Raw genomic sequence first — 18,476 nt, forward strand, 5'->3', positions numbered from 1 at the left:
CAGATCTCGTCCTTGTCGACAGAGACGCGGTGCTCTCTGCCGGCGGACGGCACTTCGCCGAGGGGATGGTAGACATGGATGTGTACGGACCCGTCCATAACCTGCTGACGGGTTCCGCCGGTGCGGTCGTGCGCAGCCGTACGGTGTCCGGGCAGGCGGTGTGGCTGGTGCGTGTTGGAAGCTGGCGCGGCGGGTGCTGGTGGATAGCCGGTTCAGCAGGGCCGACGCACTGTTGGCCCGGGTGGCGAGGCACCCAGAGAGGCAGCCGTCAGCGGCCTCCATCATGAGCATGGAAGGCCCTTCCCACGCCCGCGTGCGCAAAGTGCTTGCCCGTTCCTTCAGCCCTGACGCGATCGAAGCTTTGCGGGCACCGGTCGAGGGAGTGGTCGACGAGCACCTCGGGCTCCTGGTGAGCCATGGACCGCCGGCGGATCTGGTGCGGCTGGTGGCGCGGCCAGTGCCCTTGAGGGTGCTGTGTGAGTTGCTTGGTGTGCCCGGCGCCGACGCGGCCGTCTTCGGGGATCTGGTGGGGATTGGCTTCGACAACTCGATGGACGTGCGGGAGAAGGATGAGCGGGCGCTGCGGCTCATCTCCTACGCACAGGACAGACTTCGGCCAGGCCGGCACCGGCCCGGCGGCCTCCTTGATGTGCTTGCCGACGGGGCCGACTGTCGGAAGAGGAGACACTGACCAACGCGGTGGCACTGCTGATGGCCGGGTCCGAGACGACGTCCGGCCAGATCGGTCTGGCTGTACTGCTCGCTCTCGCCACCGGGAACGGTTCCGCGTGCGCGGATCCGGCCCAGGTGGAGGCGATGGCACAGGAATGCCTTCGCATCAGCCCCGTCACACCCATCACCTTCAGCCGCACCGTCCGCGAAACCGTCGTCCTGTCCGGACAGACAATCAAAGCTGGTGAGGCCGTTGTGCTCTCCCTCATGGACGCCAACCACGACAGCAGGATCTACCCCGAACCCGGCACCTTCGATGCCACGCGCGTTCGGAGACGACACCTCACCTACGGGCACGGGCCTCACCACTGTTTGGGCGCCCCCCTGGCCAACCTCCAGCTCACCACCGTCCTGCAGCGGCTGTTCACGACCCTGCCAGCCCTTCGCCTCCAGCAGCAAACCGACGCAGTGCAGTGGCAGCACGGCCAGGGAATCCGCACTCTCGCCCGCATAACCGTTACGTGGTGATTCTGACGCCACCGGTGATCCTCGACTCGGGCGAGCACGTTCGGCTCGGACGACCGAACGCATGATTGTCGTCGGCGAGTGTCGATCTGAAAGGCCAGAAGTGTCCACCGACGTGACGCTCATTCAGCGAACGTCCACCCCTGGACGTGGGGGACATTCGTCGGATCGGCCCTGCTACGTCGCCGTCAGCGCGGCGACCAACTCATCCAGGCTGTTTGACCGCCAGTTGAAGGTGTCGGAGCGCTTCGGAGGATCCCCGCCCGGGCGCTGGACGTAGGCAGTTCGCATGCCCACCGCTTGAGCTCCGCGAAGGTCCCAGGCATGGGCGGCGACCATCAACACGCGCCCTGATGGACATCCTGCCGCGTCGACCGCGAGTTGATAGACCTCCGGTGCGGGCTTGTAGGCCTGAGCATCCTCGGCGGACAGGGCTTGGTGCCAGCGCAGCCCGGCGTATGCGTTGAGACGGAGCAGAGTCGCGCGACTGGCGTTCGAGAGCCCCAGTACAGGAAATCGCCGCGCGAGGCGCGTGAGTCCGGCGAGGGAGTCATCCCAGGGCTTTAGGCGCTGACCCGCGGTAGCCAGTCGCTCGATGGCCGGCGGGTCGGTGAGCCCGGCGCAGGCGGCTACGCGTTGAGCTGCCTCGCGGTCGATGATCTCGGTGTTGGCGTATGCCCGGCTTTCTTTCTCGATGCGTTGCTGCTCGTACTCGACATGCTTTTGCCACACAGTGAGCAGTTGGTCGACAGACTCATCGTTGGATGCGGCCACCGCGTCGCGAATGGCCGCTCGAAGTCCGCCTGGCTCGTCGACCATCGTTCCGAGGACGTCGAAGACGACGACCTCGATGTCGCATGCCTCGGGCATCCGGTCTCCTCTTCGTGGCAGTCGGGCGCGACGTGGACCGGATCAACACGTGGACTGGACAGTCAGGAGGGTTGCCCCGCCTCCGTGCGCGTTAGACGCCCCGGTACGTGGGCCGCCCGGCGTACCCGCTCTCGTCGCGTCACCGGTTCAACAGGTGACGATTCTTGTTTAACCTCGCGTCACCGGTCAAGATGGTGACGTGAGATTCGCCTTCGTGAGTGGCAACCCGGCCCTGGACCTGGCGGGTACCGTGGGGTCCCGTCGAGACAAGCCCGTCGACCTCCTGGCGGTCCCCGCCGATCTTGAGCAGTGGGTCCGCGAATGCGACGAGCTCCCCGACCAGGTGACCGCCGACGTCGCGACCTTCACATCCGCGCTGCAGCTCCGCGAGGCGATCTACCAGCTGGCGCTCGATCGCATGCGGGAGCGTCGCTTCGCGCCGAGGAGCTTGGATATCGTCAACGACGCCGCTGTCGGACCGGTGCCCACGGTCGAACTCAGCGACGCGGGCTTGTATCTGTCAGGAGATCTCCGCTCCGCGCTGGCCCACGTCGCACGCAGCGGGATCGCCGTGTTCGCCGACCGCCACGCGTGCTTGAAGGAGTGCGGTCGTTCGGGCTGCACTCGCCTCTATCTCGACCGCTCCCGTGGTGCACGTCGCACTTGGTGCGGCATGGAGGGTTGCGGCAGTCGCGTAAAGGCCGCGGCCTATCGAGCCCGCAAGCAAGCTGTCAAACAGGGCTATCGGCCCTGATCAGACGGTCCAGGAGCGCCTCGGCCACAACCCGGGTGGGGAAGGCGGATACCAATCGCTGGGCGCCCTGTTACTGGTGATGATCAAGGACCGTTCCCAGGGTCCTGTAGGGCGTCTGCACCAGGGCGGGGGCGATGATGAGGTTGCCCGGCGTCAGCGGGGCGTCGGTAGCCCCTTCCAACGGGGTCTGGCTGGAAGGCGGCGGGCCCGTGAACGGCTACGATCGCGGCCACCGTCGCCGAGCACTGGAGTACGTGCCGTGTCATTGCCGCGTCTGGGTGTTGCCGTTGTGACCATGGGCACCCGGCCCAAGGCGGTCAAGGCCTTGCTGGAGACGGTGGCCAAGCAGGACGTGCCACCGGAACGCAAGTGATCGTGGGCAACGGCTCGCCGCTGCCGCCCTTTGCGGGCTTGCCCGGAGGTGACGGTCATCGAGCTCGACGACGACGGGCTCCTGATGGACCCCGATAACTTCCGCACAGTGCGGCAGCTGTTCGCCAGCGATCCGCGGCTGGGCATCGTGGGCTTCCCGATGCGCGGAGGGCTGGTGACCCGGATGACCGCCCGCAACCGGGTCTGGCTGGCCAAACGCCATTTGCCCGCGCTCCTCGTGCCCGCCTACCTCGGGGTGTGGACTGCGGCCACGCTCGCCCCGCACCCGCTCGCTGGGCGGCCTGCGGGCGCCTGGGCCGGGGGCTTCGCCGAGGGCGTCCGCACCGTGTGCCCGCCGCGTCGTCCGATGCGCTGGTCCACGGTGTGGCGGATGACCCGGTTGGGCCGCCCGCCGGTCCTATGGCCCAGGCACCGCCCGTCTCCGCCCCGCGGGTCGCCGGGCGGCACAGGCTTGTCGGCGCAGTGGGCCTTCGGGAACTGCTCAGGGACGAGCTCGGCCACGGCCGGACAGTGGTACTGGTACCGGTATTGGTACTGATACCGATGTTGATCGTCCTGTCCGTCTGTCTCGTACGGGCCCGGTCGGCGAAGATGTTGCTGTCACCCGTCCGCAGCAAGCGAGGAGCCGTCGCGCAGATGCCCACTTCCGGTCCGGGATCCCGCCCGCCGACGATCGCCGACGTCGCCACGGCCGCCGGAGTGTCGCGTACGACCGTCTCCCACGCCCTGAACGGGCTCGGCAAGGTCGATCCCCGGACCCGCGAGCGCATCAAGAAGGTCGCCGCCGAGCTGGGATACCGGCCGAATCTGCGCGCACAGCGACTGCGCCGGGGCCAGGCGAAGGCCATCGCGCTCGCCTCGTCTATGCCGTTCGCGGTGGCCGGCGGTCCGTCCCGGCTCGGCTTCTACATGGAGGTCGCCGCCGCGGCCGCCGAGCGGGCCCTGGTCCATGGCTATGCGCTCGTTCTCGTACCGCCGGTGCAGTCGGACTCGGCGCTGTACTCCGTGGACATCGACGGCGCGATCGTCGTCGAGCCGGATGTGAACGACGCGGCCGCGGCGCAACTGCGCGAACGCGGCCTGCCGTATGTTGCGCTCGGGCGGCCGGTCTCCCCCGACGACGACGCGCCGTACGTCGACCTGCACGGCGGCCCGGTCGCCGAGCTGCTGCTGACGCACCTGCGTGAGCAGGGTGCACGCCACCCGGCGCTGATCATCGGCGCGGGCTCGCGCCACTCCGCGGTGGACGCCCGCGCCGCCTTCGAACGCGTCGCCGCGGAGCACGGCTGGGCTCCTCTGGTGGCCACGGCTCCGGAGGAGGGCGGCGAGCAGGCCGGGTACGACGCCTGCGCCGCCCTTCTGGCCGACCACCCCGAGACCGACGCGGTCTGCGCGCTGGTGGACGCGTTCGCGGTGGGCGCGGTCCGGGCGATCCAGGACAGCGGCCGCGGCATCCCGGAGGACGTCATGGTCACCACCCGCTACGACGGCCTGCGGGCCAGCACCTGCGAGCCTCCGCTCACCGCCGTGAACCTGCATCTGGACCGGGCGGCGTCCGACGCGGTGGAGCTGCTGCTCAGCCGCCTGCGCGGAGACGTCACGATGACGGTGAGCACGGCACCCGAACCCGAGGTGATCGCCCGGGCGTCGTCCCTGCGGGTCATGCCGCCGGCGTAAACACCGCGTGTGACCCGCAGGGGCGTCGTCTCCTCCCTCACATCCCCAGCATCTCCCTCACGTCCCCAGCATCAGCACCGCCCCCGAGACGAGCGCGAAGCCCAGCACGAACCGGCGCATCTTGGGGGCGTCCAGCCGATGGTGCACCAGTCGGCTCAGCCACGCCCCCACCGCGAGAGCCGGCAGCAGCAACACCGCCCACCCCAGCTCGGCCGGGTTGCCCTGGCCGGTGGCGAACAGCAGGGCGAGCGAGGCGACTTCGCCGACGAGGAAGCAGACGGCGACCGTGGAGCGCAGCTCCGCCGGTGGGCGGTGCTGGTAGACCAGCGCGAGCGGCGGGCCGCCCACACCGGTCGCCGTCTCCGTCAGCCCGGTCACCACCCCGGCACCCACATACGCCCTGCGGCCGGGTGTGAAGGCGGGTGCGGCCAGGCTCACCACCGCCGCCAGAACGGTCGCCGCCCCGACGAACAGACCCAGCCTGCGGTCCGGGATCACCCAGAGCAGCGCAAGCCCGCCCGGTGTCGCGGCCAGGCGCGCCGCGGTGATCCAGCCCGCGCCGCGCAGGTCCAGTGCGGCCCGCTCGCGCCATGCGACGTAGAGGTTCAGCGGGATCATCGAGGCCAGGACGAACACCGGGACCAGTCCGGGATCGAGGAGTCCGGCGACCGGGGCGACGATCAGCGCGAAGCCGAGGCCGCTGGTCCCCTGGACGAACGCCGCGACACCGACCGTCACGGCGAGGATCGCCACCGTCTCGACGCTCACCCGGCCGCCCGCGTATCCATGGACGTGGGGTGGACCCGGGTGATGGAGGCCCGGTGCACGACGCCGCGGGCCAGTTCGGCAGCGCGCCGCACCAGTGCCGGGCCGTCCCAGTCGGTCGGCCAGCCCCGCCACAGCCGCAGCCGCCCGGCCACGAACACGGCGGTGATCTGGTCGCGGTTGCCGCGCCGTACGAGTTCCCACGGCAGATCCCAGGACAGCCGCAGCTCCGGGGTGGAGACATCGACGAGCAGGAAGTCGGCGGCCATTCCTTCGGCGATCCGGCCGGTACGGGCTCCGAGCCCGACCGCGTCCGCGCCGCCCCGCCCGGCGTGCTCCAGCCAGGTCCAGCCCGCGCCACAGGAGGAGTCGCCGGTGGCCACGCCGTACGCGAGACGCTGGGCGAACTCGGCGGCCTCGGCCAGCCGGAACGCATCGCCCCGGGTCCCGTCCGTGCCAAGACCGAACCGGATTCCGCGCTCGGCCATGGTGGTCGCCGGGGCCACGGCGTTGCCCTTCCACGCGCTGGCCACAGGGTTGTAGCTCACGGCCGTGCCGGTGTCGGCGAGCAGGGTCAGTTCCCTGGGCGTGAGCAGGGTGGCGTGCGCGGCCAGCAACTGCGGTCCCAGGGCGCCCACTTCGTGCAGATACTCCAGGGGCCGCAGCCCGTGTGTGAGGAGGGAGCGCTCCACGGCGGCGAGGTGTTCGTTGACATGGATCTGTACGACCGCTCCCGCTTCCGCGGCCAGCCGGGCAGTGCGGTGCAGGGTGGTGGCTGTCGCGGCCTCCGGGACGGGGATGGCGAGGGAGGGGTGGATCAGTCCCTCGGAGTCGTAACGACCCAGGTGTTTCTCGGCGTTGACGAGCGTGCGGGCCCGATCGCCGTCGCCGTCGGTGTCGGTGTCGGTGTCGGTGCAGACGAGGCCGAGTACGCAACGGATTCCGGCATCCCGCGCCGCCGCGGCCAGGACATCCACGTCCACCGCCGCCCGCGTGCCCGCGTCGGTGACGGTGGTGAACCCTCCGCGCAGCGACTCAAGGGCGGCCAGTTTCGCCGCCGCGTACGCCGACTCCTCGTCCAGCGCGCTCTCCAGCGGCACCCATACCCGCCGGAAGATCTCCGAGGGCTCGCCGAAGGCCAGTGCCGACCCGAAGCTCTGCGTCAGATGGTGATGGGCGTCGACGAATCCAGGCAGCAGTACGTGTCCGGGCAGCGGGAGCGGCGTCAGATGCGGATGCGTACGCTCCAGGTACTCGGCGGGCCCGACCGCGCGGAAGGACCCGTCGGCCACGACCACCGCGTGATGGTCCATCAATCCGTCTGGTGTGAGGACCGCATCGGGTACCAGGAGCAGCGTGCCGGTCCCGCCGAGCTGGTCGGCCATCAGATGGTTCATCGGTCTCTTTCCGTACGGATCAGGCATGCGGGACGGTCTCGGAAGCCTCAGGACCCGGCTCTCGATCGCCCTCGGGGACGGTGGGCGAGGCGGGGGTACGGGTCAGTCGCGGCCGCACATGGTGGAAGAGCACATTGAGGACGGCGGCGACGAACGCCCCGACGGCGACGCCGCTTTCGAGGAGGATGCGGACGTTGGGCGGGAAGCCGCCGTACACGCCGGGGATCAGAATGGGCAGCAGCCCCAGGGCCAGCGCGACGGCACAGATGAAGGTGCTGGTGTGCCGGTCGAGGTCGGAGCGTCCCAGCATCTGTACGCCGAGCACGGTGATCACGGCGAAGACGACCATGGCGGTTCCGCCGACGACGGCCGACGGCACCACGCTGATGGCGCGCGTGACCGGCGCGAGGAACCCGATGACGATGAGCACCACTCCGGCGGCGGCGGTGACGTAGCGGCTGCGTACGCCGGTGACGCGGACGATCCCGATGTTCTCGCCGCTGGTCACCATCAGCGGCAGCCCGAAGAAGCCGCCGAAGAGGGAGGTGGCGGCATCCCCGCGAATGGTCTTGGGCACATCGGCGCGCTTGTCGATGTCCTTGCCGACGGCTTCGGCGTTGATGACGGTCTGTCCGGTGGCCTCCGCCATGGAGGCGAGGCTGTACAGCATCAGCGGCAGCGCGGCGATCAGGTTGAACTGGGGTGAGCCGAACGGCATCAGCAGCGGGACATTGACGAGTCCGCCCTCGGCGGCCCGGCCGAAGTCGACGCCGCCGAGTACGAAGGCCAGAACCGTGCCGGCGATCAGGCCGAGCATGACGGCGAGTTGGCGCAGTACGCCGGTGAAGAGCAGATAGAAGACGACGGTGAAGCCGATCGTCGCCATGCCCAGCATCAGATTGGTGGTGTCGGCGAACCCGGGCTCCCCAGGCCGTCCGGTGACCAGTACGGCGCCCACCTTCACGAGGTTCACGCCGACGATGACGATCATCGTGCCGATGACGAGGGCGGGGAAGAACTTCAGCAGCCGCGAGAAGACGGGCAGCACGACGAAGTAGAAGGCGGCCGTGATGATCACCGCGCCGGTCGCGGTCCGGAGGCCGTGCTGCTCGGCGATCGCCAGAAAGAGGATGAGCGGGGCGCCGCCCGGCAGCATGACGAACGGCAGCTTGGGGCCGAACTTCCATGGCCCCAGCGACTGGATCAGCGATCCGGCCCCGGAGAGCACAAACGCCGCCGAGAGCAGATTGACGGTGAGGCCGGGGTCGAGCCGGAGTGTGGCGCTCATCAGGAAGATCGCCGAGATGGGGGTCGCTGCCATGACGAGGACGTGCTGGACGCCGAAGAGCAGAATCCTGCTGAGCGGGCGGGATTCGTCGACGGGGTGGGTGGTGTTCGGGGGGACGGGACGGGGACTGGACACGTTCGAGCTCCGTTCGGCTCGCTCCGGTTTCAGCCGAGATCCGGCCCTGGACGGGGGACCACATCGATTCGGCCAAATCGATTTGGCCGCCAGTATGTGAGGGCCCCGGAGGCGCGTCAAGGGTTCACGCCGACCACCTGCGGCCCGCCCCCGTGTCCCGGTGGACGGACCGCCCCATAAGACCACCCAGACCAGCTACAGCAACGACCCCAACTTGGGCGGGACGGCGAGGAAGGGCCATTCATCCTCGTCGAGGACGAGGCGTACGCCCAGGCGACGCCTAGGATCTGCCGCGTTCTGCCACCTGGAGCGACCGAGCCATTCACGTACCCGGCGTGGAACGGCGGCAGCGGGCCCATCGAGGACGGTGACAAGTACCAGCTCTCGACTGTGATCAAGGTGCTGCTCCGATGACTTGGCATCAAGAGGAAGGCTTCACCCGGCGGGGCCGGGCGCTGAAGAGGGGGCCGTTAACGAGCGGCGAACCAGGTGGCGAGTAACCCGCCAGTAGCTGCCGGACCACCGCGGACGGCCGCCGTCTCACGTGACGTTGGGGTATCGCCCTGGCGACCTCGCGTAATCGGGAGTCGCGTATTCCTCAGCTTCTGAAGCTTCTGACGGCTCGTGATCACCGTGAGTGGTCACCGGGGGCATACTGACGCCAGGTTCCTCCGGCCTCTTCGGCGAGACGGGTGGTGTGGTCGTTGCTGTAGCCGAGCATCCGGGCGATCACCGGGGCAGGGGCCTGGAGCACGAGCTGGCGGATTGCCGCTGCGCGTCCTGGCCGGGTAGGGATGCCCAGGTGGCGGAGCCGGGGTGCCAGAGCTTCCGGGCCATGGGCTGTCCGGCCGGCGGCCGGGGAAGAGCGCGTGATCTTCCGCATGCGTCCAACTGCCGTGGGACGCGGGAGTTCCGCAGCTCCTTGAGGTCTGGCATGTGGTTGTACAGCGTGCCGACGGAGACGCCCAGGATCTTGGCGATAGTGGTGACGCTGTTCTCCGGGTTGGGCAGCATGTCGCGGGCCGCACGGATGAGGTCCCCGTTGACGGCCGTGGGGCGTCCGCCGACCTTGCCGCGGGCGCGGGCGGCGGCAAGGCCCTCCTTGGTGCCGGCGACGATGAGTTCGCGGATGAACTCGGCGAGTGCGGCGAAGACGTGGAAGATCAGGCGCCCGCCGGAGTGGTGGTGTCGAGTGATTCATGCAGGGTCTGGAAGCCGATGCCGCGCTCACGCAGCTCGGCAACCATGTTGACGAGGTCCTGGAGGCTGCGGCCATCACCACCGAGACGGGGATGCCGATCTACCTCTGCAAGCCGCGAAGCTCGTGGCAGCGCGGCACCAACGAGAACACCAATCGGCTGCTTCGGCAGTACCTCCCCAAGGGCGCGGACCTCCGTACGTTCAGCCAGGCCGACCTGGACACCATCGCCCACGAGCTTAACCATCGTCCGCGCAAGACCCGTGGGTACCGTACTCCGGCAGAGGTCTACGCTGACCTCCTGAACAGCGGTGATGCGCTGACCGCTTGAGCTCGCCATGGTTTCTTGAAGATCCTCTGGAGGCTAACCTCCTGACATGGCTCAATCCGCTCGCCCCCTCCAGGTCATCACGCGGCTCGTTGACGGAAGCATCTGCGCCTATGACCTGGCTGCCGATGTAGGGGGTGTGCTGTCACCCGCCATGATCTGTCGGCCGTCTGCCGAGGATGACGTCGTCAACCACACCGTTCCCGCAGATCTCCAGCGCGCCTACTACACGACCCTGAACGCAGTTGTCTGCGTGACAGCAGACGGGACCGAAGTCTGGCGATCGGCGTTCGAGCCGCAGTCAGACCAACAATTCGGGCACCGGCCCAGCTGCGTACTGTCGTTGGACGGACTTGTGGTCTGGGTCTACCGGCCTGACGCCATGGCCGGCCGTAACCGCCCCGACCAGTGGGTTGCCCTGGACGCCGGGACCGGAGCGGTCATGGCGCAGGCGGATCTGGAGACCGTCGGGCATGGTGGTCAGCAGCTGTTGCACCAAGCGGGCGATCAGGTGTTCCTCGATGTGGGAGAAGGGCAGGACGGCTCGGTCATCTACCGCGCTTCGGTGGCCGAGGACCGGATGGATCTCATCCGCTATCCCTGGAGCGACCGGTGCCTCATCGACCTGTCGCCCGACGGACGCCAGTTCATGACCGTCGACCACGACCAAACCGGCATGGCCATCCACACCTACCCGGACGGCGACATGACGTTCACCCTCTCCGTCGACGCCTTCGGACACGACCCGGACGAGGTCTACGTGGAATGGAGCGGCGGCTACCTGGACCAGGACACCGTCATCGTCACCCTCGCCGGCGAAACCGAGGACGAGCAGGAGTGGTTCCGCCATTACCGCGTCGATGTGCGCTCCGGCCAGGTCCAAGCTGCGTTCGATGCGCACGCGGAGAACCCCTACGACATCCAGCCCCTCGGAGACGGATCCTGGCTCACCGCCGATCAATCCGGTCACCCGATCCGCTGGACCGGCTCATAGTCACCCCCGAGTCTGACCCGGGCGACCCATAACGCGTCTGCTCAGGACACCTTTCCTTACATCTCCGTACGCGATCGGTCGGCGGCATCCGCCGGGCTCCGGGGGTGGGGCACGTTGGCGACCGCCCCAGGTCGAGGCGCTTGTCCATGTCCAGGCGGAAGGTGCCGGCGGACGAGCTCGTGAATCGCCACCACCTTCTCCTGTGCGGTCGCCGGGGTGTCCGTCTTCCAGCCCACCGCCTTCTTCGCAAGGTCGCCCGTCCACTGCCGCAGCCCCGTGCGCTTGTTCAACGGCGGATCCTTGATCAGGGCAAACCGGGCCGGCGACGAGCCCAGAATCCGTTGTACCTCGTAAGAGACGCCCTCCTGGCAGTACTCCTCGGGCCACTGGGCGGCCACCCACCGCTGCTTACGCACGGTATGGAAGGACAGTCCCACCCGGTCGGCGGACAGCCGCAGCGATTCCTCCACCCGCAGGTGGCCCTCGTCAGTGACCAGCAGGTGCCACGAGCGAATCCGGCCCGCCTGCAACCGAGAGTCCGCAGTCCTCCCCCATGGTCACCGGAGGAGACCGAAAGCCCCCGCTCTCGTACCGAACCCTTGGTCGTACGCGCTCGTCTTCGTCTCCTCCTGACCCGCGAACGAACGAAACCGCCCACCAACCTCATAAGAGTTCAGAAAGGCGGTTCGTTCACAGCTTCTGAGCACGGCCTGGTGCTGGCCGTGGTGGCCTCACCGCATCCCTGAATCCGGCAAGGGCCGCCAGCCGAGCTGGGGGTGGTTCTGGGGAGAGACGACCATCCTGGTGACGGGATCCCAGCAGATGCTCGTCAGGAAGTCCTCGGCGACCGAGGCCATCACCAAAGCGGCGCGAGAGGTCATTGCATCGGTGCGCCGGACCGGCGCGGCGGCCAGGCTCACTGGGTCTCCTGGCCGTGCTCGCGGGCTGGGAACCCGGCCGACCGCGCCCGCGCCACCGAACACGAAGCCGCCGCAGGCTGCGAAGCTGCTGTTCCCGATCCCAGTTCTGAGTGGCCCTGAAGCCCTACGCTGGAGTGTCCGAGAGCGCCCCGCGGGTTGGGGAGCGAACAAGGACAGCGAGGTCGTGTCCATCGATCCTGGCGGGCCGGTGCTGCTCCGCCCGCTGGCGGATGCGCGGACGGTGCGATTCGCGGACGCCACACCGCCTCGGAAATCCGCTCGGCAGCACACGGCGGCGCAAGGCACAGTGGCCCCATGAATGAACGAGGGCTGGACCGCGACGGAACGATCGCACGCGAAGGCGCACTGGATCGAGTGCCGGCAGCGTTCGTCCCCGTCGTCGATGCCGCACGCGCTCATATCACCGAGACGTTCGGCGGAACGCGCCTGCACAGCGCCTACCTCTACGGCAGCATCCCCCGTGGCACCGCCATGTCCGGCGTGTCCGACCTCGACCTCCAGCTCGCCCTCCACGACGAGCCCACCGAATACGACCGCGCTGACGCCAAAGCGATCGAGGCCGTACTCGACCGTGCATTCCCGCAGATCGATGGCGTCGGGATCCTGCTGACCAGCAGGCGGGTTCTGCTCAGCGACGTCGAACGTCACGATGCCGGATTCTTCATCGCCTGCCTCTGCACCCCCTTGCTGGGCCCTGACCTCGCAGAACAACTGCCCCGCTACCGCCCCACAGCCCTACTCGCGCGGGAGACCAACGGTGACCTCGCCCGCGTACTTCCGTACTGGCGTGCCAAAGCAGCCGAAGCCGCAACGGACGCGGATCGCCGGACCCTCAGCCGTCTCGTCGGCCGTCGCATCGTCCGCACAGGATTCACGCTGATCATGCCCCGATGGGACGGCTGGACCAGTGACCTCGACCAGTCCGCCGAGCTCTTCGGCCGCTACTACCCCGAGCACGTCGAGCAGATGCGCGTCGCCGCGTCCATTGGCCGTGCACCCTCACCCGACCTGGCGGTGCTCGGGATGCTCATCAACGACCTCGGCCCTTGGCTCGCAGCCGAATACACAGCCGTGCACGGCGAGAAAGCCCCACGTCCCTGACGGGCGGCCCACGCCATGACTCGACCTTCTCAGCAGCGTTCTCGATGATCTCCCGCAGCAGCTCGCCCAATGGGAGTTGCCGGTAGTCCGCGGCCGGTTGGAAGGGCCGGTGGATCCGCCGCATGGCGAAGTCCTGCTTCGCGTCCTGGGGAGCGGAGTCGGCAACGCTGACGTGGGTGGCGTCCAGCAGTCCGGCCTCCCCCGCCACCCGGGCGACGCCAGTCAACGCGTCCTGGCCGGATGCCGCGACGGCTATCTCCAGGCTGGTGTCCAGCAGGGATGTGGGACTCAGGCCAGTCCCCCGTCACATCATCGAAAGGCTGCAGCTCCAGCACCCCCTCGCCTGGCCGGTACTCGACCACCACACACCCGTCACCACGCCAGGTCTCCCAGACCAGCAGCGCCCCCATCTGCGGGTCCCGGTCGCTGTCCCAGAACTCCGGCCGATCGAAGCCCGCCCACTCCGCCGAGGCCAGCAGCTCCTGCAGCCGCTCCACCGAGCGGTCCCATTCGTCGTCGGAGGGACGGCCACTGGCTTCATCCCGCGTGTGGTCTGGGGTGCTCAGGCGTGCGGACTGCTAAAGGGCCGCGATCACTATGGTTTTAGTGGGGTAGCCCCAACTCGCCCGCACGCAGCCCCGCCTGGAAGCGGGAGTCGGCCTCGAGTTCGGCCATCAGCTCGACCACACGTCGCCGGTAGGTGCGCAGTGAGACGCCGAGCCGTTTTGCCGCCGATTCGTCGGTCAGGCCCGGACCCAGGGCTTTGAGGATCATCCGGCCCTCGGCATCGAGCTGCGGGACGTCGCTGCGCAGATAGATTTCGAGATCGACGGCGGCGTCCCAGATCGCCCGGAACAGCGAGTGAACACCGTCGACCAGGATCTGCGACGTCGTCACGGTGTACTCGCGGCCGGTGGGGGTCTCCTGGCCGGCAAGGATCATCACCCGCCGGTCGATGAGGATGGTTTCGTGCGGCAGCGGCGAACGGCTGATCCGAACGAAAGCGCCCCTACTCCGCACCAGCCGCAGGTGTGCGCGGGCCTCCTCGTCGGCAAGTGCGACCGGGCTGAGCAGCTTCCGAGGGGTGAAGTCAGCGGGATCCGCAGCGCGCATCCGATTCCGGACCGCAGCCCTGGCCTCCGGTTGCGACCAGGTTTTGAGATCCCGGGCGGCGCACGGGAACTCGGTCCGCGCGGACTCGAAGAGATGACCTGCGCGCGGTCAGCTCTGCATCTCCTCGCACTGAAAAAACCTCTTCGTTCCGCATCCCGCCAGTCTGACAGCAAGCTGTCACGAGCTCGCTGGGCGTCGTGGCGGCGGACACCATGAGCGTTATGACGATTTCTCCCTCGGCGGAGAACTGACGATCAACCGGCTCGGCTTCGGTGCGATGCGCCTGGCGATGGGCACCTTCGCCGGTCCGCCGCGAGATCCCGAGACGGGCATCGCGGTGCTCCGCAGGGCGGTGGAGCTGGGCGTGAACCACATCGACACGGCTGCGTACCCCCACGCCGAGATCGCCGGGATCCTCGAGATCACCGAGTCCGCGAGCCAGCAGCATGTCCACCGTGCCCGCCGCCGGGTCGCCGCCGAGCGCCGCGGCGGCGACGAGGTGGACCCCGCGTCCGCGCGCCGGATCGTCGAGGAGTTCCTCGCTGCCGCCACCTCGGGGCGCACCGAACGGCTGGTGGCGCTACTCACCGACGACGTGACGGCGGTCTCGGACGGCGCCGGACTGGCCAGGCGGCTGCTGCGGTACAAGACACGCGAGCGGGTCGCCTCCTACGTGCGGGCCGGCTTCAAGCCCACTCCGGCGAAGCGACGGCTGGCCGGCGGCTCACCCGCGATGCATATCGCGCTGGTCAACGGCTCCCCGGCCGTCGTCGCCGTGGTCGACGACCGGGTCGTGGGCGCCGTGGCGTTCGAAGTCAGCGACGGCAAGGTCGCGTCCCTGCGCGGCATCGGCGCCGCGGACCGGCTCGTGCGCCTCAACGAGACCTGGCGGCAACACGAACCCGCCGCGCCGGTCATCAACGCATGGTGACCAGAGCCACCGGAATCCAGTGACCTGAGTCGGAGCGAGGACGGCACCCCTTCGGCCCCCGCGCTGCACAGCAGCACGCGGGCCGAAGCACGTCGGTCTCACGCACCGGACTCGGCCATGCAGTTCGGATCCCCGATGGCCAACTATCGGTCGACACAGTGGCCAACGACGAATCGTCACGGAGGGCTGAATCCGAGCCCTGGCGGTCAAGAACTTCCGGGGCTACGCCTCGCAGGTCAGGTCATGTCCGGGGAGTCGTCCCGTGCGCAGGTAAGCGTTGACGCGTTCGTCGACGCAGGCGTTGCCGTACTCGCCGTACAGGCCGTGCTGGCGGGCGCCCTCCACGGTGAGCAGCCGGGAGCTCTGCCACTGCTCGCGCATGGCTTCGGCGCCGGCGTAGAGGGTGCGAGGGTCGCCGGTGGCGGCGACGAGCAAGGCCGGGACGTCGTTGTCGAGGACGATCGGCTCCTCGGCGGGCCGGTCCCAGAACTCGCAGGGGGTGATGTTGTTGGCCAGCGGCCCGGTGAGGGGGAACCGCTCGCGGGACTCCTCGACCGCGCGCCAGTAGCTGCGGACGCCGCGCCGCTCAGCCACGTCGCCGCAGATGATCGCGGTCATCTGGCTGGAGGAGGCCGAGCCTGCCCCGGTCAGCAGGAACTCCAGCTGCCCGGCGAGTGCTTCGGACGGCTCGACCGGCTTCCGGTCCGCGGCGCGCGCCAGGAGACGTACGGTCTTGGCCAGGTCGGCGCGCCGCTCGTCGAGGTCGCTGCCGAGGCCGCCAATGAAGACGGAGGGGAGCACGTGCTCGTCCAGCAGGTACGCCTCCCCGATCCGCAGCGGCTCCCTGGTGGCGGCGTCGAGGATGTGCTCCACCCTCGCCAGGACCTCGCCGCGCGTGGCGCCCAGCCCGTAGGTGCCGTGCCGTGCGGCGGCCCACGACGCCCATGCGCGCAGGGCCGCCTCGTTGGCCGCCTCGGCGCCGCGCAACAGGGTTTGGTTGTAGTACTCCGGGGAGTTGACGCCGTCGAGCACCATGCGGTCGGTGCGGCCGGGGAAGAGCTGGGTGTAGACCTCACCGAGGTAGCTGCCGTAGGAGTAGCCGAGGTAGGAGAGGGCGTCCTCGCCGAGGGCGGCGCGGATGACGTCCATGTCGCGGGCGGTGTTGCGGGTGGTGACGTACGGCAGCACGTCGCCGTGGGCGCGCTCGCACCGGCCGGCCAGCTCGCGCGCGAGGGCGACCTCCTCGCGGTACGCGGCCAGGTCGGCGCCCGCGGAGCGGAGGAGGGCGGAGCCGAGGTCCCAGCCGCAGTCCAGCGGGGTGCTCCGGCCGACGAAGCGCGGGTCCATGCCGATCAGGTCGTAGCGGTCGGCGACCGCTCCCATCACCTCCGACTTGGTGAGTGGCATGTGGAGGCTGGGGCCGGCTGGTCCCCCGTCGTTGAGCAGCAGCGGGCCGACGCGGTGGGCGGTGTCGGTGGCCTTCAGGCGGGATATGGCGACGGTGATCGTGCGACCGCCGGGGTCGGCGTAGTCGAGCGGCACGGTGATGTCGGCGCAGTCGGCGCCGGCGGCGTCCAGCGCCTGGCCGACCTCGTCGTCGGCGCCGAGGGCGCAGGCGTGCCAGTCGACGTGCTGGCTGCGGAAGCGGACGAACGGGTCCGGGTCGGGGGGGGGGGGGGGGGGGGGGGGGGGGGGGGGGGGGCCCCCCCCCCCCCCCCCCAATGCCTTGATGCGTCGGGAAGTTGACATGCCCGCACGCTAGGGGCGGCGGACACTTCAGCACACTCCGGGAAAACCCCGAAACCGGGTGGGGTTGTCCCCCCAAAAAAGCTCAGCCCACACGGGTGTGAGTAGTTGCGGAAGCGCAAAGCCCGTCGAGAGTACGAGAATCGTGTCAACTCCCGGCAGCCACAGCCGGACCACGATTTATCTCAGCGCCAACGGCCCACCAGTACCGGGGGCCAGATTCCGCTGGAGATTCGGCGCCGTGAAGTGTATCGCTTCGGCCATTCCGCTTGCCGACTCGGTACGCGCCGGGGTGCCGGACGACCAGATGTGGTTCTCCACCAGGTGCAGCCGCAGCGGATTGAGGTATCCCGCATTGAGGTCCTGGCGCTGGACGCGCTCCCCCTTGCGCCGCTGCTGACGATCAACCAGCAGCAGCGACACCACAGTCACCGTCACCAAGGTGATCACGGCGACCGCCACCGCCGGCGCGGCGCTCACCGTGCAGCCTTCATGCTCGGCCTCCCAGAACACGGCACCCTTCGCTATCGAAGTACAGCGTGCCGCACCCGCGTCCTGCTGCGACTGGCACGCGGACCAGACTTCCTGCAGGAGTGTCCAGTAGTCCTCGCCGTAGGTCGCCACGGCCGCGTACACCGCGTCCAGGGCCGCCTGGAGGGGGTCGGCTTCGGCGGCGCCGAGCAGCGCGGGGAGGGCCATGTGGGGCTGGGACATCCGCAGGGACGGATCCGGCTCGCCGAGCCTGACCTCCACCGTGAACGACGTCGCTTCCTCGGGCTGCGGCGTTGGCGGTGTGGGCGGGCTCGGCGGCTTCACCGTGGCGGCCGCGGGACCCACGATCTGCGGGACCGACTCGGGCTGGGGTATCGGCGCGTGCGCGTCGTCACGGGCGGGCGGCTGGAAGGGGGGCCGCTTGCGCGGGATGGCCCGGCCGACGGTCCTGTTGGGGACATGCGGGTCGGATGCCAGGGCCCGCCAGATGTGGGCCGGGTCGTCGAGGGGCGGCGGCAGCGGGCGGCCCTCGGCCAGGGTGGTGAGTCCTGCGGCGATCCAGTCGAGCTTCATGAGACCGGCCGCCGCGCAGGCGCGGCGCGCGGCCAGCAGGGCTATTGCACGCTGGGCCTCGGGGCCGGCGACGTCGATGGCGCGGACGAGGGCTGGGTCGAAGTCGAGCAGGCCGCGCACGCTGCCACCGACGCTGCGTAGGGCCTGGCTCGGCAGTCGTCCGCCCCAGTGCCATCGCTCGTACGCGAGCCGGCGTTCACCTTCGGCTTGTTCCTGCGCGAGGCGGGCTTGGCATTCGGCTTCGGCGCGTTCGACGGGTGAGGGAGGGGCTGGCTGTTGGCGGGCGTAGTCGTGCCAGTACGCGGCGATCGTCGAGGCCTGCTTCAGGACGCGGTCTTGGAGGCCGTGTTGCTGGAGTTCCAGGACGAGGTGATGCCCTCCCCCGGCGCGAACAGGTCTACTCAGGAGCCGATGTTGGAGAAGCTGGCCCGCCGGTCGCCGCTGTTGGTGGCACCGACGGTGAGGGCCGCGGGCACGCGCGCGGGCGAGTAGTCGCAGGCGTTCCTGCCCTGACTGTTTCCAGCCGCTACGGCGAAGGTGATCCCCTTCGAGATCGCGTTGCGGACTGCGGTATCGGCCCGCT

At 69.2% G+C, this 18,476-nt stretch carries 16 protein-coding genes and 5 pseudogenes; 9 read left to right on the top strand and 12 right to left on the bottom strand.

Features of this window, described 5'->3' with window-relative positions:
• Positions 1-289 precede the first annotated feature (289 nt).
• Together U9R90_RS00770 and U9R90_RS00775 are read left to right on the top strand one after the other, a co-directional pair.
• Positions 290-691: a hypothetical protein gene (locus tag U9R90_RS00770; RefSeq protein ID WP_411054394.1), complete on the top strand. Its 402-nt coding sequence runs from the start codon at positions 290-292 to the stop codon at positions 689-691.
• Between the two features lie 8 nt (positions 692-699).
• On the top strand, positions 700-1,200 hold the full coding sequence (locus tag U9R90_RS00775; protein ID WP_411054395.1) for a cytochrome P450: 501 nt from the start codon (positions 700-702) through the stop codon (positions 1,198-1,200).
• Between the two features lie 174 nt (positions 1,201-1,374).
• Here the strand turns inward: U9R90_RS00775 and U9R90_RS00780 are convergent, their stop codons facing one another.
• The gene (locus U9R90_RS00780) at positions 1,375-2,067 is read right to left on the bottom strand and encodes a haloacid dehalogenase type II (protein ID WP_411054396.1); all 693 of its coding nucleotides are present in this window, start codon (positions 2,065-2,067) and stop codon (positions 1,375-1,377) included.
• 199 nt (positions 2,068-2,266) lie between these two features.
• On the opposite strand from U9R90_RS00780, the gene U9R90_RS00785 reads away from it, so the two are divergent.
• From U9R90_RS00785 to U9R90_RS00795, 3 genes and pseudogenes are all read left to right on the top strand, one after another.
• Entirely contained in the window at positions 2,267-2,821 is a 555-nt protein-coding gene (locus tag U9R90_RS00785; protein ID WP_411054397.1) for a CGNR zinc finger domain-containing protein, read from the top strand.
• A 259-nt stretch (positions 2,822-3,080) separates the two neighbouring features.
• Positions 3,081-3,614: pseudogene (locus tag U9R90_RS00790) on the top strand (glycosyltransferase family 2 protein); the annotation flags it as partial.
• A gap of 236 nt (positions 3,615-3,850) precedes the next feature.
• Complete coding sequence (locus tag U9R90_RS00795) at positions 3,851-4,891, top strand: LacI family DNA-binding transcriptional regulator (protein ID WP_411054398.1); 1,041 nt, start codon at positions 3,851-3,853, stop codon at positions 4,889-4,891.
• 57 nt (positions 4,892-4,948) lie between these two features.
• On the opposite strand, the gene U9R90_RS00800 is transcribed toward U9R90_RS00795, so the two are convergent.
• From U9R90_RS00800 to U9R90_RS00820, 5 genes and pseudogenes are all read right to left on the bottom strand, one after another.
• Entirely contained in the window at positions 4,949-5,659 is a 711-nt protein-coding gene (locus tag U9R90_RS00800) for a sulfite exporter TauE/SafE family protein (RefSeq protein WP_411054399.1), read from the bottom strand.
• The gene (locus U9R90_RS00805) at positions 5,656-7,053 is read right to left on the bottom strand and encodes an amidohydrolase family protein (RefSeq protein ID WP_411054400.1); all 1,398 of its coding nucleotides are present in this window, start codon (positions 7,051-7,053) and stop codon (positions 5,656-5,658) included. Before U9R90_RS00805 ends, U9R90_RS00800 begins: the two co-directional genes overlap by 4 nt.
• A gap of 19 nt (positions 7,054-7,072) precedes the next feature.
• The gene (locus tag U9R90_RS00810; RefSeq protein WP_411054401.1) at positions 7,073-8,476 is read right to left on the bottom strand and encodes a uracil-xanthine permease family protein; all 1,404 of its coding nucleotides are present in this window, start codon (positions 8,474-8,476) and stop codon (positions 7,073-7,075) included.
• 628 nt (positions 8,477-9,104) lie between these two features.
• A complete protein-coding gene (locus U9R90_RS00815; protein WP_411057787.1) occupies positions 9,105-9,230 on the bottom strand; it encodes a hypothetical protein in 126 nt (41 codons plus the stop codon).
• A 128-nt stretch (positions 9,231-9,358) separates the two neighbouring features.
• Positions 9,359-9,768 (bottom strand): annotated as a pseudogene (locus U9R90_RS00820) (recombinase family protein); the annotation flags it as partial.
• Here U9R90_RS00820 and U9R90_RS00825 point away from each other — a divergent pair.
• Together U9R90_RS00825 and U9R90_RS00830 are read left to right on the top strand one after the other, a co-directional pair.
• A pseudogene (locus U9R90_RS00825) lies at positions 9,760-10,005 on the top strand (IS30 family transposase); the annotation flags it as partial. The pseudogenes U9R90_RS00820 and U9R90_RS00825 sit on opposite strands and share 9 nt — an antisense overlap.
• Positions 10,006-10,051: 46 nt before the next feature.
• The gene (locus U9R90_RS00830; RefSeq protein ID WP_411054402.1) at positions 10,052-10,996 is read left to right on the top strand and encodes a hypothetical protein; all 945 of its coding nucleotides are present in this window, start codon (positions 10,052-10,054) and stop codon (positions 10,994-10,996) included.
• 56 nt (positions 10,997-11,052) lie between these two features.
• Here U9R90_RS00830 and U9R90_RS00835 read toward each other — a convergent pair whose 3' ends face one another.
• Together U9R90_RS00835 and U9R90_RS00840 are read right to left on the bottom strand one after the other, a co-directional pair.
• Positions 11,053-11,526 (bottom strand): DUF6192 family protein, encoded by a 474-nt coding sequence (locus U9R90_RS00835; RefSeq protein WP_411054403.1) that lies wholly within the window; start codon positions 11,524-11,526, stop codon positions 11,053-11,055.
• A gap of 201 nt (positions 11,527-11,727) precedes the next feature.
• Positions 11,728-11,916 carry a hypothetical protein gene (locus U9R90_RS00840; protein ID WP_411054404.1) on the bottom strand — a complete coding sequence of 63 codons (189 nt, stop codon included), beginning with the start codon at positions 11,914-11,916 and terminating at the stop codon, positions 11,728-11,730.
• Between the two features lie 315 nt (positions 11,917-12,231).
• On the opposite strand from U9R90_RS00840, the gene U9R90_RS00845 reads away from it, so the two are divergent.
• Positions 12,232-13,038: a nucleotidyltransferase gene (locus U9R90_RS00845; RefSeq protein ID WP_411054405.1), complete on the top strand. Its 807-nt coding sequence runs from the start codon at positions 12,232-12,234 to the stop codon at positions 13,036-13,038.
• Between the two features lie 603 nt (positions 13,039-13,641).
• Here the strand turns inward: U9R90_RS00845 and U9R90_RS00850 are convergent.
• Positions 13,642-14,151: a DNA-binding response regulator gene (locus U9R90_RS00850; RefSeq protein ID WP_411054406.1), complete on the bottom strand. Its 510-nt coding sequence runs from the start codon at positions 14,149-14,151 to the stop codon at positions 13,642-13,644.
• A 385-nt stretch (positions 14,152-14,536) separates the two neighbouring features.
• On the opposite strand from U9R90_RS00850, the pseudogene U9R90_RS00855 reads away from it, so the two are divergent.
• A pseudogene (locus tag U9R90_RS00855) lies at positions 14,537-15,082 on the top strand (sigma factor-like helix-turn-helix DNA-binding protein); the annotation flags it as partial.
• Between the two features lie 222 nt (positions 15,083-15,304).
• Here the strand turns inward: U9R90_RS00855 and U9R90_RS00860 are convergent.
• The 3 genes and pseudogenes from U9R90_RS00860 to U9R90_RS00870 all read right to left on the bottom strand — a co-directional run.
• On the bottom strand, positions 15,305-16,624 hold the full coding sequence (locus U9R90_RS00860; RefSeq protein ID WP_411054407.1) for an alpha/beta hydrolase: 1,320 nt from the start codon (positions 16,622-16,624) through the stop codon (positions 15,305-15,307).
• Between the two features lie 384 nt (positions 16,625-17,008).
• Positions 17,009-18,013 (bottom strand): hypothetical protein, encoded by a 1,005-nt coding sequence (locus tag U9R90_RS00865; RefSeq protein WP_411054408.1) that lies wholly within the window; start codon positions 18,011-18,013, stop codon positions 17,009-17,011.
• Between the two features lie 206 nt (positions 18,014-18,219).
• Positions 18,220-18,468: pseudogene (locus U9R90_RS00870) on the bottom strand (S8 family serine peptidase); the annotation flags it as partial.
• Positions 18,469-18,476 lie beyond the last annotated feature (8 nt).

The organism is Streptomyces sp. E11-3 (assembly GCF_046540415.1).
In the GTDB taxonomy this organism is placed as follows: domain Bacteria; phylum Actinomycetota; class Actinomycetes; order Streptomycetales; family Streptomycetaceae; genus Streptomyces.

Bases quoted from the DNA above. Each gene is read 5' to 3' on its own strand.
- U9R90_RS00770 (WP_411054394.1), top strand. From the start codon at position 290: ATGGAAGGCCCTTCCCACGCCCGCGTGCGCAAAGTGCTTGCCCGTTCC.
- U9R90_RS00780 (WP_411054396.1), bottom strand. From the start codon at position 2,067: ATGCCCGAGGCATGCGACATCGAGGTCGTCGTCTTCGACGTCCTCGGA.
- U9R90_RS00795 (WP_411054398.1), top strand. From the start codon at position 3,851: ATGCCCACTTCCGGTCCGGGATCCCGCCCGCCGACGATCGCCGACGTC.
- U9R90_RS00805 (WP_411054400.1), bottom strand. From the start codon at position 7,053: ATGAACCATCTGATGGCCGACCAGCTCGGCGGGACCGGCACGCTGCTC.
- U9R90_RS00830 (WP_411054402.1), top strand. From the start codon at position 10,052: ATGGCTCAATCCGCTCGCCCCCTCCAGGTCATCACGCGGCTCGTTGAC.
- U9R90_RS00845 (WP_411054405.1), top strand. From the start codon at position 12,232: ATGAATGAACGAGGGCTGGACCGCGACGGAACGATCGCACGCGAAGGC.
- U9R90_RS00850 (WP_411054406.1), bottom strand. From the start codon at position 14,151: ATGCGCGCTGCGGATCCCGCTGACTTCACCCCTCGGAAGCTGCTCAGC.